Below are 16786 nucleotides of genomic sequence, written 5' to 3' on the forward strand. Positions count from 1 at the left end.
GACCGCAAATCACACAAGTTATGTCAGGAATGGGCCATCAGATTTCGGGGCAGATGGCCTTCCTGACAAGGGTTCAAATCAACGATCAGATCACCGTGCCATCGGGAATGGTGGCGTTTTTCTGAACAACCACAATGCCGTTGCGGATGTAGAAGCCCTGATCCGAACGATCCGCTTCCTCGACGTTGTCCTTGTTGATGATCGAGACACCCGAACCGATGCGAGTGTTCTTATCGAGGATGGCTCGTTTCACAGTGGTGCCCTTACCCACACCAAGTGGGATGCCACCGCGTTCCTGAAGAAGAGCGCGCTCTTCACTCGATTCGAAGAAATCAGAGCCCATCACCAGGGTGTCCTGAAGGACGACGTCACTTTCGATCCGGCTGCGCACACCAAGAACACAGTGGTGGATGCTGCAGGACTTCAAAATTGAACCCTCTCCAACGATCGAATTGGTGATCTGAGCGTCCACAAGTTTGCTGGGGGGCAAATAACGGGGACGGGTGTAGATGGGGAACTTCTCGTCGTAAAAGCTGAAGGGAGGCTTCGGTTGTTGCGTTAGCGCCAGATTCGCTTCATAAAAGGCACCGATGGTGCCGATATCTTCCCAGTAATCGTCAAACACATAACTCTGAAGATTGTCGCCCCTCGCGAGAGCCTCAGGAATGACTTCCTTGCCGAAATCCTTGTGGCCGGGATGCTTGTCGAGCAAGTCAAACAGGGTTTGACGGCTGAAGACGTAAATGCCCATCGATGCCAGATACGGCCTCTCCTTCGCGGAGTCAGCACTCAGACCGAAGCGTGAGGTATCAACAGCCATCTCGACGAGTGAATCCCCCTTTGGCTTCTCACGGAACTCCTTGATGGTGCCGTTTTCATCCGTGCGCATCAGGCCAAAGGCTTCAGCCTGCTTGGAATCAACAGGAAGAGCGGCAACAGTGAGGGCCGCGCCTGTGCGGCGGTGATGCTCGATGAAGCGGCTGTAATCCATCCGGTACAGCTGGTCACCGGAGAGGATCAGATATTCATCAACATCCCACTCCTGAAAGAGCCATTGGTATTTGCGTACAGCATCGGCCGTGCCACCAAACCAAGAGGGGCTGTCGGGCGTCTGCTGGGCCGCGAGCACCTCAACGAAACCTCCACCAAAGGTATTACTGAGGTTGTAGGTCTGGCTCAGATGACGGTTGAGCGACGCACTATTGAACTGCGTCATCACGTACATCTTGTTGATGTCGGAATTGATGCAGTTACTGATAGGGATATCAATCAGACGATATTTACCAGCCAAAGGGACAGCCGGCTTAGCGCGCATTTTGGTGAGCGGATACAGGCGCGTACCGGCACCTCCGCCCAGAATGATGGCCAAAACACGCTTCATGCCGCTATCCCAAATCGGCGTTGCCGCAAGAACTTACTGGAGTTTTTGGCTTAAGAACCGTCTTCGGGAAGAATCAGTCGAGATTACTGGGATTCAGTTCGGGACTGAAAGGCTCAGCAGCTCAAGACGGCTCCAAATTGAACAGTCTTTCCACGATCCGAAGTGCCTGTTGACGATCCTGCCGTGTCTGCGGAGCCCGCAGCTGAGTGACTGGGGTGTGGAGGATCTTATTGATGATCCCCTTGCTCAAGGCCTCAACAACCTTGCGCTCTCTGGCTGAAAAATCAGGCCCCATCCTGCTAAGGGCCTTCTGCAGTTCCTCCGAGCGGATCGATTCCATGGAGGAACGCAGCTGGTTGATAGTCGGCACTGCCTCGAGGCTGTCCCACCATTCCAGGAACTGCTGCGCTTCCTGCTGAAGCAACTGCTCGGCCTCTCGAGCGATGGCTTGGCGAGCTTCCTGATTGCGGGCGACGACCTCCTGAAGATCATCCACATCGTGGGATTCAACGCCGTCAACCTCGGCAGCATCTGCAGCGATGTTGCGGGGCACCCCGATATCAATCAGGCGAAGCTTGCTGCGACGGTTCAGTGGAGCCAGCCGGGACGCGTCAATGATCGGGTCATCCGCAGCGGTACTGGTAAACACCAGGGAACAGGTGCTCAGATACTGATCCAGATCTGAGAGCGGCCTGCACTGAACCGGAAGATCAGGGAAATCGGCAGACAGCTGTTCGGCACGGGCAACAGTGCGGTTCAGCAGCACCACCCCTGAAGCACCCTTGGCCTGTAAGTGCTGAAGCAGCAGACGGCTCATGCGCCCTGCACCAACCACAGCGATCTGCTCACTTTCCAGGGTGACCAGTTGATCAAGACCACGGGACTGCCCAAGCTTCAGCTGGGCAAGCTCAACGGCCGCTGAACTGATAGAAACGGCTCCCGTTCCAAGGTTGGTCTCACTGCGGACCCGCTTGCCTGTAGTGACAGCCTGGGTCAGCAAGCGATTCAGGATCGGGCCCAATGATTTGTGCTCTTGCCCGAGCCGCATCATCTTCTTGACTTGGGAGAGGATCTGTCCTTCCCCCAGCACAAGACTGTCGAGACCTGCTGCCACCCGCATCAGGTGGTCGACAGCGTCTTCGTGGTGAAAGCTGAACAGGTGAGGGGTCAGTTCACCTGTCTCAAGGCCGGAATGACTGCTGAGGAAGTCGCTGACAGCAGACACGCCGAGGTCGGGGTTCCGAACCAGGGTGTAAATCTCAAGACGGTTGCAGGTGCTGAGGATCGAAGCCTCGAGCACCTGCTCATTACCGCGTAGCGATTGGAGCGACGTCTCCATGGTCTGCTCAGGGATGCTGAGCCGTTCCCGGATTTCCACCGGTGCCGTGCGATGACTGAGGCCGACGACGGCAATATGCATGGAGACGTTCCTCTCAACCAGTTAGTGACGATCAGCTCAGAGCAATGCTCTGGGCACCGTCTTTGATGTGCACGGTGTTGGTGAAGCGGCAGGTGTTGTCCAGGTTGCTAATCACCAGGCTGCTGGTGCGTGTGCAGTCCGTTTCGAACTTAACTCCATTGAAGAGCAGACCATCAGTGATGCCGCTTCCTGCGAAACAAACATGCTCACCGCAGGCCAGTTCCTCAGCTTCGTAGACCTTGTCGGGATCGGTGATACCCATCTCAGTCAGACGCGCCAGGTTGCCCTCTTTGGTCATGTCAGCCCATTCGGAAGTTTGAGCCACAGCCGGGTCGTAAACCAGCTGGCCCTGGAAATGGCCACCGAGAGCGCGCATGGCAGCAGCAGAGATCACACCCTCCGGTGCTGCACCAATGCCCATCAGGCAGTGGGTACCAGTGCCGGCAAAGCCACAGGCGATCGCAGCCTGAACGTCACCATCAGAGATGGGTTGGATCCGTGCACCGGTGGCGCGGATCTCAGCGATCAGATCCTTGTGACGAGCACGATCCATCACAACGATGGTCAGTTCGTCAGGGGCAAGCCCCAGGCATTCGCTGAGGATCTTGATGTTTTCAGTGGCCGACTTGCGGATATCCACTTTGCCCTTGGCTGCCGGGGGCGCAGCCAGCTTCTTCATATAGAAGTCGGGAGCATTGAACAGACCGCCACGGTCGGATGCCGCAAGAACGGCCATTGAGCCACGTTGGTTGTAGGCACAAAGATTGGTGCCTTCGCAAGGGTCAACGGCGAAATCGACGCCAGGACCATTGCCAGTACCGACCTCTTCTCCGATGTAAAGCATGGGAGCTTCGTCGCGTTCGCCCTCACCGATAACGATGCGACCTTGCATTTGAATTTGATTCATGCGCTTGCGCATGGCATCAACAGCCAATGCATCCGCTTCATCCTTCAGACCTTTGCCGGAGAGCGTGGCGGAAGCGATGGCGGCTTGCTCGACGATCTCGAGAATTTCCTGAATGAGGGTCTGATCCACGGGACTCCGGATGGGGTGGTACGGGTTGGCGAGATCTCCTGGACGGGCAGTTTGCCGCCGCCGCAGTGGATCTCGACGTCTGAGCGCGGCTCACTGTATCAGTGGTTGCAGGAGTCCCTAAAATCACTCGGCATTTCGCGCTCCACATCCATGAGCACCAAGCCCCTGGTGATCTCGCCGTCGATCCTGTCGGCTGACTTCGCACGCCTCGGCGAAGAAGTGAAAGCCGTGGACGAAGCAGGTGCGGATTGGATCCATGTGGATGTGATGGACGGGCGCTTTGTCCCAAACATCACCATTGGCCCCCTGATCGTCGAAGCGCTTCGTCCCGTCACCCAGAAGCCGCTGGATGTTCACCTCATGATTGTTGAACCGGAGAAGTACGTCCCCGACTTCGCCAAGGCCGGTGCAGACATCATTTCGGTGCAGGTTGAAGCATGTCCACACCTGCATCGCAACCTCGCTCAGATCAAAGACCTGGGCAAAAAAGCAGGCGCGGTGCTCAATCCCTCGACTTCCCTCGACACCCTCGAGTACTGCCTTGAGCTTTGCGATCTGGTGTTGATCATGAGTGTCAACCCCGGTTTCGGCGGCCAAAGCTTCATCGAAAGCCAGGTACAGAAAATTCGCGACCTGCGCCGCATGTGCGACGAAAAAGGTCTTGATCCCTGGATCGAAGTGGATGGCGGCATCAAGGGTGCCAATGCCTGGAAAGTCATTGAAGCTGGCGCCAACGCAATTGTTTCCGGCTCAGGGGTGTTCAACCAACCTGATTACGCAGAAGCCATCAAAGGCATCCGGAACAGCAGCAGCAAAGAAGCTGTTCTCGCCTGATCCTCAGGTCGTTCGCGTGAATAGCACCAAGCCCGGCATCCATTGCCGGGCTTTTTTATGGCCGGCAGACACCATGACCTCAAGCGAGGGCTCAGGTGGGATGGTGGCTTGAGGCCCCAAAAAGATTCAACGATCGAGGAATCCACAGTTTCATCATCTCCAAAGATTTGGAGCCACGGTGCAGCAAAAGAGACTCCGATAATTGTTTTATGAACGTTGAAGTCAAGCTGGTTGCAGCATTCCTAGCCCTGAATGCTGGTGTGATTGCACTAGCTGTCGCTGGATATGCCAAGGGAGGTATGAACATCAGTGCCGTGCTTCAACACTTGAGCTCATAAGCCAGATGAAAAAAGGCAGTGGCCCACCACTGCCTTCTTGTTGATAACACCGGTCTACAAACAACGTCCAGCTCTCCGGCGTCTCCACTTGAGTTGAAATACTGATGCTTCAACCAATCGCCTGAACGATGGTGGAACTGTCGAAGTCGGAGGCGTCCAATGCGTGACGACGGTCCAACTCAGCAGAATCTAGAAGCTGCCTGACTGGCCTAACAAGCCACACAGCCAGACGCTTCGTTCAGCTTCAAAGAACGCCAACAAGGTTGAGGCCATCCCTGCTGGCAGGGGTGGCCTTCCTTTTTGAACATTTTACTTGTGCATAGCTTGCTGACATCAATGGCAAACTGGCAGCACATTGAACAAAGTATTCGTCTTGCCTCTAAAGATCGTTTGATAGTACGAACAAGGCACCAGAAGGAAGTAGACGTCTGGTCGGCCGAACAACTTGAGGACGGCAATCACCACAATCAGTGATATTGACCACAAAACAGAAATCGATATTATGAAAGGATGAAATAACGCGATGACCCACAGGTCATGGCGCGAGATTCACACATAACCAAGGAGAAGACAATGAGCAGACGAGGAATCCATCCACTTTTAAGGGGTCTTGATCGGCCTCAACGGATCGCACCCTCCATACATCCCGTCCAGCCATCTGGTTTGGAGTCGGCACAGCGGAAACGTTATCTCCGATCAGAAGCGGAGGAAGCAGAGAAATCCACCACAACTCTCAGACATTGCTCATCTAATTGAGGTGAAATCGCTCTAATGAGGCGCAAGCCAATCCAGGAGACATCTCATCTCTGCTGGATTGATGCCTTGCTCGATGAGTACAACACCTTAAGGCTGACGACGGCTTCACCATCTTCATCAAGTTCCAGTGCATCAGCAGCTCCATAGGCAAGGTCGATAACCGTGCCCTTCTTGAAGGGTTAACGGTCGTTGATCACGACAATCACACTTTCATTGGTGTCTCCTCGCTTCACTTTGACCTTTGCTCCCAAAGGCAACTGGAAGTGGGCTGATAAGAAGAGTGTGGGGGAGAGTCCACGTGGGCCTCGATCCCCCTCAGAGGTGGGGAGAGTCCGTTAGGCCTCGATCCCCTTGTGGCGGCCGCTTTCGCTGCCAGACCCACAAGTCCACCATGGTGAACATCGGCAGGAGCTAGCCCACACCACAGGTTTTCTTCAGACTGACGACATGCAAGGTTGATCGCGCCTGTCGCAGACAGCAATCCACCGCTCTGGAGGGAAGATGTACACCATCCATCTCACCCCCTAGAAAAAATATCGTTAGCAATCGCGTCTTTTTGACACAGGCTTACTTGAAAGAGATGTTGGCCGTTTTGGAGAAGCCATGAATATCTCCCTTGAGAGCAATTAAGTAACTCAAAGTTGGTATTAAGTGGATAACTCCATGCACCGCAGTGGGTTTACAAAACTCATCAGAGAAATACACCAACCGCAACGTTGGGCCTTCTGATGGTCTTTAGGTTTCTTCTGTTGGCATTCGCCGGAGCAACCGTCGTCTCTGTGGCTAACTCAAAAAAAGACTTCGCCCTTCTCGCAGGCACGTTCCTCGTTGGCCTTGGTGCCCTAGAAGCAGTGATGCATGTCTTTGGCGGCTGACTGAGGGATAGAAGGGGCCGGGGTCCGGCCACATCGGGAGTGGATTGCCCACTTTCCACTCGACAACAGACATTGTCTATTCCGTTACGGAACCGGATGTTTTTAGAGAAGAGCGGAAATAACCCCAGTTAGCACTGAGCCCAAATCACATCCTCGTTAAACATCGCTCTGGATGGGATCCGAATTGAATAAGTACCCGTTAATCACCATGATGAGCGCGATTACCTGTGTGCATCGTGAATGTCAAAAGAGCTCATCGACATCAAAATCCACTGCGACATCTGGCATTACTGGTGACGGGATCCGAGGTGTATTCAGGCCCGTTCAGATAGATCACCTGCCATAGCGCGGTTCAGGATGACCTGCTTGATCATGGCGCGGTCTCGTTCCACGTAGATCCTCGCCATGTGATCTGGATTCGACTTGGAGCGCAGGTTATCCAGAGATTTCTCAAGCTTGCCAACAACCTCTTCAACGTGAGCGCCAGGGTTGTCTCCAAAGCTGTCGTAGTTGGCCAAGACCTTGTCGAGTTTTTTGATCAAGCGTGTGGCGGCAGTCATTGATGGAAAAAAATTCTCGACAATTTTGGTCGTAGAAAGCTCTGTTCAACAACCTCGTCAGGCCCTCCACATCTTCCATAAGGCAGTGGTGTGTCATTGATTACACCCTCGTCCTCGGATCCCCCATCAGATTCCTCCTTTCCATGGGGGCTATCTCTCTAGCTCTCGCACCGGGAGCAGACCCACAGGAGAAATGGGAGAAGAAGGGGGCTAAACAACCTGATCACAAGGGGGAACGAAAGACACCAAGAAGCATGTCTTCGTCAGGAAGGCGAAAGCCAATGAGCATCGGATAGCACTGGGAACACTTCTCCCCATTGCCAGCACAATCAACAACGCTGTCAAAACAGAGCAAACCGGATCACCCGCATCAAAGAATCAGCTAATCATTTAACGCGGACAGACAAGACCTTGCAAGAAGATAATGGCCACTAAAGCAAAACAGCGAAGATCAATATTCGACCCAGAAAACACCTATAAATCATCAAAATCCAAGAAAAAGATTACTCGCGCCGATCACGCATCGCCAAAAGTTCACCCCAAGGTAATTCATATTCAGTCATTACTTGACCGTGAATACACAAGAACGAAACAGAGCATGCGGAAGAAATATTTTCAAGACGGGTATCCCGAAAATTGAAATCTCTATCGGAAAGATAATCCGTGTCAAACAACACCATCATTGGCGTGACTACGCGCCAAAAAACCAGCCATAACTATGCAAACCGATGCCTAGAAGATTGACGCCGATGTAGCAAACAGCAATCACGACCAGCCCCACCACAGCCACAAAAGCTGGACGCCGGCCCTGCCAGCCGCGGCTCAGACGCGTGTGCAGATAAGCCGCATAGACCAACCAGCAGATCAAGGCCCAGGTCTCTTTCGGATCCCAGCTCCAGTAGCTTCCCCAGGCTTCGTTCGCCCATACCGCGCCACTGACAATGCCAACGGTGAGCATCAGGAAACCAACCGTGATGGTGCGGTAGCTGAGACTGTCGAGTTGCTCATTGGTGCTCAGCTGCACCGATTGCAGCTGAACAGCACCGCCATTCCCTATCGAGGCCGCCTGCCGAAAGCCACCACTGCCGATCGAACTGCTGCGCAGCTCCAAAGCCTGGTCGCGATCCGTGATCAGCACCGCAAGGGACAGAAGCGATCCCACCAGCAAGGCGGCGTAACTCACCATGATCACGCTCACATGCATCACCAGCCAGCTCGAGCGCAGCGCAGGCACCAGAGGAGCCGCTGACTGCAATTGATCTGGTAGAGCAAAGCTGGCAAAGGCAATGCAGCCGAGCCCCATCGGTGTGGCCGCTGCCGCAACGATCGGGGAAGGCCAGGCACGCTCCACCAGCAACTGGGTGAGTGTGCAAGCCCAGGCCAAAAAGCAGAGCGATTCGTAGAGGTTGCTGATGGGAAAGTGCCCGGATTGCCACCAGCGCAGAATCAACTGGGCCGTGAACAGAAGGTTGGCCATCGCAACCAGCAGGCGCACCAGACCTCCACGGGACTGGCTCGACACCGCCCAGAAAGCCAAAGGCATGGCCACCAGCAGCAATACGAAGCCGGCAAAACCAAGGCTGGTCACCAGCTCAAAAGGCGTGTTCAGCACACCATTTCACGAAGAAATGCCATTCTGACTCGGCAGATCAACGACTGGCCTGTTTCAGCATCAGACCACCCGCACCCAGAAACAAAACCACAGGAAGCCATGCCGCCAGGAGGGGGGGAAGGGTGCCCTTCACTCCCAGCGAACTGAAGCTGAAGCCGATCACGTAATAAACGGCGATGATCCCAAGCGTGAGCACGAACGAAAAGCTGCGGCTGCTGCGGTAACTGGGCTGAGCACCGAGGGTGGCTCCAAACAGGCCGAACACCAGACAAGCCATCGGAACCGTGAACTTCTCCTGGATCCGAACACGGATCTTGCGAGCTTCTTTGATACTTCCGGCCTCCTCATAGACCCTCTGAGCCTGCAAGGCTTCGCCCACGGTCATGTTGACGGCATCTTGCTCAATCCCAGCCAGACGTACGGGTCCGGAGCCAAGGGGATAGACATAACGATCAAAGTCGGCCTTGGTCGAACTGCCATTGGCCGCCAAGGTCAGAATCTGCCCATCGAGGAAATCCCAGCTGGCCTGATCCTCATTCCAGATAGCTCTGTCCGCACGCAACATCTGCGTGAAACCAGATCGAGAGAAATCCAGAACCGTCACATCCACCATTTCGCCGTCCTGAAACTTGCGGGAATAGAAGAGTTGGTTCAGGCCCTTGCCGTCTTCCTCACCCTGCGAATCGATGCGGGTGCCGAAACGGGGATAAATGATGTCGCGACCTGTCTCACTAGCGAGTGAGCGGCCCAACGCCCGCTTCAGGGTGACCTCTGCATAGCGTTGGCTTCGGGGAACCACCACGTCGTTGAGAACGAAGGTGAACAGGGTCATCACCATCGAAAGAACGAGGGCAGCACTGATCATCCGCACCGTGGTGACACCGAGGCTGCGCAGGGCGGTGAGTTCACTGTTCGCCGAAAGGCGGGTGAATACAAACAGCGATGCCATCAGGGTTCCGATCGGAACGGAGAAGGCAAGCCAACGCGGGATGCTGAACAGCAGAACCTGCACCGCGATCGTGATCGGCAGGTTCTTGTCGACCATCTGCCGCACCAGCTCAAACATCACCCCGCCGGTAAGCAGCAGAAGGGTGAACAGCGCGATAAAGAACAGCAGAGGCCCCAGGAGTTCCTTGAGCAACCAGCGGTCAAGGAGAGCCAGCCGCATCCAGGTGGCCCGTTTAAAACGTTCCAAAATCACAGCTGGAATCCCTCCCCGAGGTAGTAACGCCGCACCTGGGGATCGGCTGCGACCTCATCGGAGCGTCCTGCAGCCAACACCGCTCCATCGTTAAGGATGTAGGCACGATCGGTGGTGGCCAGCGTTTCGCGCACGTTGTGATCGGTGATCAGGATGCCCATGCCCCGTGACCGCAATCCCTCAATCAGCAGTTGAAGGTCGGCGACAGCCAGGGGATCGACACCAGCGAAGGGTTCATCCAGGAGGAGATAAAGCGGTCCATTGACACCGGAGGCCAGCGCTCGGGCAACCTCACAGCGACGACGTTCCCCACCGGAGAGTTGGAAGCCACGGCGGTTCATGAACGCCGTGAGATGGAAGTCTTCAATCAACTGCTGGCGCCGGTCCCGCCGTCGTTCAGGGCTGAGATCGGTCTGCTCAAGAGCAATATCCAGATTTTCGCGCACGGTGAGATTGCGAAAGACACTGGCTTCCTGGGGCAGATAGCCCACACCGAGACGGGCCCGTTGCGGCATGGGAAGGTCTGTGACACGCCGACCATCAATAACCACATCACCCTGATCAGGGCATAGCAGACCAATCACCAGGTTGAAGGTGGTGGTTTTGCCGGCTCCGTTGGGGCCGAGCAACCCGACCACCTCGCCAGGAGACAGCGCCAGATCCAGATCCTTCACCAGCTGACGCCCCCCCAATGTGATGGAGACGTTTGACAGTTCCAGGGTCATGGCGCCACCGGTGTGGTCGCGGGGGCGCCATCCAGCACAGGCTGGCTGGGCTGAAGTGTCCATTGACTAAACACCTGCTGGCCAGGAAGGGGATTGGCAATCGCCCTTCCTTCCTCCAACAGGTAGGTGAACCGATCGGCACGGAGAAGATTGCCGTCGGTCTGGATCACGTCGACATCACCACTCAGCACAATCCGATCTTCTTCAGTGAAGTACTGCGCCTGACGGCTTGTGGCCACCAGGCCCCGGTCGGCATGAACCAAGCGAACGTTGCCACTGGCAGTGATCACACCCGTGCTGTTGTCTGCCGATTGCAGGTCGGATTCGATCGTGATCACACCTGCTTCAGCAGCTTGCTGGGACTGCGCAGGGAACAGAGGGCAAAGTGCAGCCAGAAGAGGCAGAAAGAGAAGAAGGCCCCCGGAACGGAGCATCGCCTTGGCTGCCACGCAATCAATCCACAGTTGGTTGAGGTTACCGGCGCTTCAGCTCTGCAACCGCAAAACAGGGACAGTGCATGACTCGGGATCCCCATCCAGCTGAAGTGCTTCAAGACGTTGCTGCGCCGCACCGCACAACGCCTCAAGATCAAGACCCAGATCGGGCGTACCTGGACGTTTCAGCCGTCCAAGCGCTTCGCCGTAAAGGATCGTTGCACCTCGCCGGTTGCCCCGTTGAAGATGCAACTGCGCGACAGCAACCTGCAGGATTCCCTGCAGGCTGCGCCGCTCTGGATCAGCCGTTTCATGCCACAGCTCCTCAAACACATCGTGGGCGGCGTACCACTCACCTGCGTTGAAGAGCTCCAGGGCCTGATGAAAGCGGGGATCCGCTTGGGGCATCAGCGCTTGGCCTTCGCCGGCTTCTTGCCAGGAAGCTTGCGCAGACGAATCGACTCCGGCGTCACTTCGAGCATCTCATCAGGTCCGATGTATTCCAGGGCCCGTTCCAGGGTCATCTGAACCGGTGCTTGCAGCGTGTCCAGTTCCTCCGCACCGGCGGAGCGCATGTTGGTGAGCTGCTTGGTCTTGCAGACGTTGATCTCAAGATCCTGGGGTCGGTTGTATTCACCGATGATCATTCCTTTGTAGACCTTGGTTCCCGGGCTGATGAAGAACTGGCCACGATCCTCGGCATTCTTCAGCGCATAGAAGGTTGCCGTTCCTTCTTCGAAGGCGATCAAAACACCGTTCCGACGGGTGTCGAAGTCACCCATCATCGGGCGGTATTCATAGAAGGAATGGCTCATAATTCCTTCGCCGCGGGTGGCCCGGATGAATTCACCCCGGAAACCAATCAGACCGCGGGATGGAACGATGAATTCCAGCTGGGTGCGGCCGTCAGCACTGGTTTCCATGTTCTGCATTTCGCCCTTGCGGGTGCCCAGTTTTTCGATGCAGCTTCCAACCGCTGGTTCAGGAACATCCATCACCAGGGTTTCAACGGGCTCGCATGGGGTGCCATCGATGGTGCGGTAGATCACCTGAGGCTGAGACACCTGGAACTCATAGCCCTCACGACGCATGGTCTCGATCAGGATGCCGAGGTGGAGCTCGCCGCGACCACTCACGGAGAAACGGTCCGGTGAATCGGTGTCTTCGACACGCAGGGCCACGTTGGTGAGCAACTCACGCTGCAAGCGGTCACGCACCTGACGACTGGTGACGAACTTGCCTTCCTTACCTGCAAACGGGGAATCGTTGACGACGAAGGTCATCTGCAAGGTGGGCTCATCCACCTTGATCAGCGGCAGAGCCGTGGGTTCATCCGGGCAGGCGATCGTTTCGCCGATATTGACGTCGTCAAAACCAGCCACGGCCACCAGGTCTCCGGCGAACGCCTCTTCGATCTCGATGCGTTGAAGGCCTTCGAAGCCCAGCAGCTTGCTGATGCGACCCTTCTTAACGGAGCCGTCGTCCTTAATCAGAGCAGCATTCTGGCCCTGTTTGATTTTTCCGTTGTGAACGCGACCAATGATGATCCGGCCGAGGAAGTCGGAATAATCAAGGGTGGTGATTTGAAGCTGGAGGGGCTTCTCGGGGTCACCAACCGGCGGCGGAACGTGGCGAAGGATGGCATCGAACAGCGGACGCATGTTGTCGCTGTCGGTCTTCATGTCGGGCTTGGCGAAGCCTCCGAGACCACTGCCGAACAGATAGGGGAAATCACACTGATCGTCGTCGGCCCCCAGTTCGATGAATAGATCGAGAACCTTGTCGACGGCGGTCTCGGGATCCACACGGGCACGGTCGATCTTGTTGACGAACACGATCGGACGGAGCCCTTGCTCAAGGGCCTTCTTCAGCACGAAGCGGGTCTGGGGCATTGGCCCTTCATTGGCGTCCACGATCAGCAGACAGCCGTCCACCATGCCCAGCACGCGCTCCACTTCGCCACCGAAGTCGGCGTGACCCGGGGTGTCAACGATGTTGATCCGCGTGTCGTTGTATGTGACCGCAGTGTTCTTCGACAGGATCGTGATGCCCCGCTCACGCTCCAGATCGTTGGAGTCCAATACACAGGTGGGCACCGCTTCGTTGTCGCGGAAAATCCCTGACTGCGCCAACAGCGAGTCGACCAGAGTCGTCTTGCCGTGGTCAACGTGGGCGATGATCGCGATGTTGCGGATCGCCTTGTTGTTGGCGCTCATGCGGGCTGACCGTAAGAATTTGTGAAGAACGCCAAAGGCGCAGTGCGACAGGTTATCTCAACGTGAGAATCGACTGGTGCGCTCAGGACCCCTGATCCGCAGACTGCCGCGGGTGACCCCGAGCTGGTGGTGGATCCGCTCCTGAGACCACACGTCCTGGGTGGCCATTCGACCCGCCATAGCCTCGGCATAAAGGCTGATCCGACGGCGTGTGGCGGCAGCATCCTCATCGAGGAGTTCAAGCCGAATCCTGCGCACGCCTGCCCGCAGCAGCGACGGAAGCGCTTCCACCCCGGATTGCGCAGTCCCATTGAAGAGCGTGTTGCGACAGCCCAAATCGGCACGCAGGGGATGGTCAACGCCACTGCGATCCCTCAGCGTTACGTGGTGCTTCTCGCAGGGACGACCGCAGTCGGTGTGGTCTTTTCCGTCGGACAAAAAGGCACAGAACAGGCAATGCTCCATGTGGAACAGAGGCATGTGCTGATGCAGGGTGACCTCCAGCAAAGCTGGATCAACAGCAGCCGCCAAATCCAGCAACTGCTGAAGGTTGAGGTCGTAACTGGCGGTAATGCGCTGCAGCTTCCAATGGTCGCGATACCAGTGAAAACTCAGAGGATTGGCAGTGTTGAGGGAAAAGTCGCCGATGCAGGGGGCCAAAGGGGTCAACACCTCCAGCTGATCGGCATTGCGCACCAGAAAACCGTCGGGGCGAGCGCGAATGAGTGGCTCAAGGCTCCAGCGTTCGTCGGGTCGTGTGATCCGTGCCCCGGCCAGCCAGAGTCCATCCGGCCAGCAGCCTCGCCCCATTGCCACCGCTTCCCGTAGCTCTCGGGGCTGTTCAAGGTCCGCAACCACCGACTGGACCGGCAGGCCCTCGTCGGAGAGATTCACCAGTGTCTGCAACTGCTCAAGACTGCGCACCAGAACAACCAGACCCGGCGCCGTCTCGCTCTGCGGGGCGAGAGATTGGGGACACATCCTGGCCAGCAGCTGCTTGGCATCCGCCCGTTCGTAAGCAGCCGGGATAGAAGCTGAGCCTGTTGTGTCGTCCAGCGAGGCCTCCAAAAGCTCAAGCAAAGCCCTGCGCATGCGGTTCAGCTCAGCCACAGGCAGGAAAAGATCTCCCTGCAGCTGTATTTCCAGAGACTGAAGCGACCAGCCTGTACCCCCCAGCCGTCCCAGTTGCTCCTGGAGCCGTTCACGATCGAGGGGGCGCTGGGAGGCTTGCTGCAGCGGCATCATGCTGCTGAGCTTGAGATCCAAGCCCTGCGGGGCCAGCAATTGCAGTTCGAGCGGTGCATCCAGCCGACCGGACACCCGCAGTGCCAGATCCCGGGACCGGGCCTCCACCGTTCTGCGCGCAGCACGCTGCCAACGGGACTGCCAGTCGGGGTCGCTGGTGAGCCACACCGACGCTCCAGGGCTCAAGCCAGAGAGATCCGCACGATCCGGACCCAGCCGCAGCTTCCAGCGTTCGGCACCCATCCGCTCACACACCATGATCCGGCCACCGATTTCCCGTGGTGGTTGCAAGGGATCAGACGAATGTTGTTCCAACACGAGCCCCTGACCAGGATGCAGCTGCTCTCGACTGCGAAGGTGCAACCAACCGCCCCGCTCAACCCGAAGCAGCTGCCCCAGCAGGGGACCACGCTTTTTGCTCCAGCGGCCATGCACAAGGCGACGGTGGTTCACCCCCTCCAGCCAACCGGTGGAGAGCCCCCTGGAAAACGCCAGCTCCAGCTGGCGTTGAACCTGCGGAGCCGAGACGGGGATCTGATCCAAGCGTTGCCGGTAGGCATCGGTTACAGCAGCCACATAGGCCGCATCCTTTAACCGCCCCTCGATCTTCAGACTGGCCACGCCGATCCGCTGCAACTCCGGCAGGAGCTCCCAGGCAGCAAGATCCTGGGGTGACAGCAGATAGCGCTGATCTTCGAGAGCGTGGGGCTCACCATCCACCACCATTTCGTAGGGGAGACGGCAAGCCTGAGCACATTCGCCTCGGTTAGCACTGCGCTGGCCGAGGGATTCACTCGTCAGACACTGCCCGGAATAGGCGACGCAAAGGGCGCCATGCACGAAAACCTCCAACGGCATCACGAGGTTCCGCTGGGCTAGCTGCGCCTGCAGGCGCTCGAGATCACGAAGGGCAAGTTCACGGGCCAGCACAACCCGCTGACAACCAAGCGCTGCAGCCTGGGCAATCCCCGCTGAGCTCGTAATCGACATTTGGGTGGAGCCATGCACGCAGAGATTCGGCACCAGGCGCTGAGCCAACCGACAGAGCCCAACGTCCTGGACGATCACCGCATCAACAGCCGCCTCGTCGGCAGCAATCAGCAACTGCGCCGCTGCCGCAAGTTCATCACTGAACACCAGCACGTTGAAGGTGAGGAAGCCCTTTACATCGCGCTGATGCAGCCATTGCATCACCTCAGGGAGGTCATCAAGTCTGAAATTTTCCGCCCGCTGCCGAGCATTGAAGGCATCAACACCGAAGTACACCGCATCAGCGCCGGAGGCGACGGCCGCCTGCATCGCAGCCCAGTCGCCGGCAGGAGACAGCAGCTCAGGGACGGTCAAGGATCGCGCCTAGAGAAGCGACGGGCCGCCTCAAAGTGACGCAATGCATCCGCATTGCCCTCATAGCGCCAATGCCAGGGTTCGTACATCACACCCTGCTGATTTCCCTGAGGGAAGGACAGAACAAAGTGATATCGAGCGGCATGGTCCTGCAGCCAGCGAAAAGCGTTGGTGTCTTGAAAGCTCTGGGAAAGGTTGGTTTCAGGAACCCGGCCATCACCAAGATCAACGGCATAACCAGTGCTGTGCTCGGAGTAGCCCGGTGGAGCCGATACCTGGGCACGTTCCTCTGCAGTCTGATTACGTTCCGAAGCCACATCAAAAAAAATGGACTCCTGCAGGGCCAACGAGCGAAACCCGCTGAGCAAGCGGAGATCGACACCGTCGGCCGCAGCGGAACGCATCATCGTGTCGAGGGCATCGGCAGCCTCCAAATTCAGTTCAATCCCAGGTTGAAACACGATGAGTTGATCAGGTTGCGCTTCGCGATAAGGGAAGTGCCCCAATAGCCGTCCATCCGCATCGGGACGTTCACGAAATCCTGAAATCTCGAGGGTCTGCGTGGGTTGCCGTCGAGACAACAGGGTGGGAGCGACCAGCACCGCTACCAGGGTTCCAGCACAGACAAGTACAAGTCCAAAAAGCAGACCAGCAGCGCCATTTCCCTTTCGTTGACGCGGCGGTCTTGTCCGACGGGCGACCGGAATATCCTCCCGCTCGGTGCGTCGCGCAGAGGAGGCCCGAACCAAAGCGCTGATGCGTGTTGTTTCGATCGTAAAGGCACTGGCCAGTTCGACCCACAAAGGTCG

General features: G+C 56.9%; 13 protein-coding genes. 1 reads left to right on the top strand and 12 read right to left on the bottom strand.

All coding sequences use genetic code 11. The annotated features are described in order from the left end of the window. Window positions 1–85: 85 nt before the first annotated feature. The 3 genes from DXY29_RS04300 to glpX form a co-directional block, all read right to left on the bottom strand. Complete coding sequence (locus DXY29_RS04300) at window positions 86–1381, bottom strand: glucose-1-phosphate adenylyltransferase (RefSeq protein ID WP_115023258.1); 1296 nt, start codon at window positions 1379–1381, stop codon at window positions 86–88. 121 nt (window positions 1382–1502) lie between these two features. After that, entirely contained in the window at window positions 1503–2801 is a 1299-nt protein-coding gene (locus DXY29_RS04305) for a glutamyl-tRNA reductase (protein ID WP_115023260.1), read from the bottom strand. Between the two features lie 31 nt (window positions 2802–2832). After that, on the bottom strand, window positions 2833–3837 hold the full coding sequence (gene glpX / locus DXY29_RS04310; RefSeq protein ID WP_115023262.1) for a class II fructose-bisphosphatase: 1005 nt from the start codon (window positions 3835–3837) through the stop codon (window positions 2833–2835). A gap of 150 nt (window positions 3838–3987) precedes the next feature. On the opposite strand from glpX, the gene rpe reads away from it, so the two are divergent. Then, window positions 3988–4671, top strand: a complete 684-nt coding sequence (gene rpe / locus DXY29_RS04315; RefSeq protein ID WP_115023263.1) for a ribulose-phosphate 3-epimerase — start codon at window positions 3988–3990, stop codon at window positions 4669–4671. A gap of 2283 nt (window positions 4672–6954) precedes the next feature. Here rpe and DXY29_RS04325 read toward each other — a convergent pair. The 9 genes from DXY29_RS04325 to DXY29_RS04365 form a co-directional block, all read right to left on the bottom strand. Continuing rightward, a complete protein-coding gene (locus DXY29_RS04325) occupies window positions 6955–7200 on the bottom strand; it encodes a hypothetical protein (protein WP_115023265.1) in 246 nt (81 codons plus the stop codon). Between the two features lie 691 nt (window positions 7201–7891). Continuing rightward, on the bottom strand, window positions 7892–8812 hold the full coding sequence (ccsB, locus tag DXY29_RS04330) for a c-type cytochrome biogenesis protein CcsB (protein ID WP_115023266.1): 921 nt from the start codon (window positions 8810–8812) through the stop codon (window positions 7892–7894). Between the two features lie 37 nt (window positions 8813–8849). Next, window positions 8850–9980 carry an LptF/LptG family permease gene (locus DXY29_RS04335; RefSeq protein WP_170952112.1) on the bottom strand — a complete coding sequence of 377 codons (1131 nt, stop codon included), beginning with the start codon at window positions 9978–9980 and terminating at the stop codon, window positions 8850–8852. 29 nt (window positions 9981–10009) lie between these two features. Further along, window positions 10010–10738: an LPS export ABC transporter ATP-binding protein gene (gene lptB / locus DXY29_RS04340; protein WP_115023268.1), complete on the bottom strand. Its 729-nt coding sequence runs from the start codon at window positions 10736–10738 to the stop codon at window positions 10010–10012. Next, complete coding sequence (locus DXY29_RS04345; RefSeq protein ID WP_115024184.1) at window positions 10735–11172, bottom strand: LptA/OstA family protein; 438 nt, start codon at window positions 11170–11172, stop codon at window positions 10735–10737. The genes lptB and DXY29_RS04345 overlap by 4 nt, the downstream gene beginning before the upstream one ends. A gap of 51 nt (window positions 11173–11223) precedes the next feature. Continuing rightward, a complete protein-coding gene (locus DXY29_RS04350) occupies window positions 11224–11580 on the bottom strand; it encodes a DUF309 domain-containing protein (protein WP_115023270.1) in 357 nt (118 codons plus the stop codon). After that, window positions 11580–13388 carry a translational GTPase TypA gene (gene typA / locus DXY29_RS04355; protein WP_115023272.1) on the bottom strand — a complete coding sequence of 603 codons (1809 nt, stop codon included), beginning with the start codon at window positions 13386–13388 and terminating at the stop codon, window positions 11580–11582. The genes DXY29_RS04350 and typA overlap by 1 nt, the downstream gene beginning before the upstream one ends. Window positions 13389–13445: 57 nt before the next feature. Then, entirely contained in the window at window positions 13446–15977 is a 2532-nt protein-coding gene (locus DXY29_RS04360) for a U32 family peptidase (RefSeq protein WP_115023274.1), read from the bottom strand. Further along, window positions 15974–16780 carry a M15 family metallopeptidase gene (locus DXY29_RS04365; protein ID WP_244279309.1) on the bottom strand — a complete coding sequence of 269 codons (807 nt, stop codon included), beginning with the start codon at window positions 16778–16780 and terminating at the stop codon, window positions 15974–15976. Before DXY29_RS04365 ends, DXY29_RS04360 begins: the two co-directional genes overlap by 4 nt. Window positions 16781–16786 lie beyond the last annotated feature (6 nt).

The sequence above is a fragment of the Synechococcus sp. UW69 genome (assembly GCF_900474185.1).
GTDB lineage: Bacteria > Cyanobacteriota > Cyanobacteriia > PCC-6307 > Cyanobiaceae > Parasynechococcus.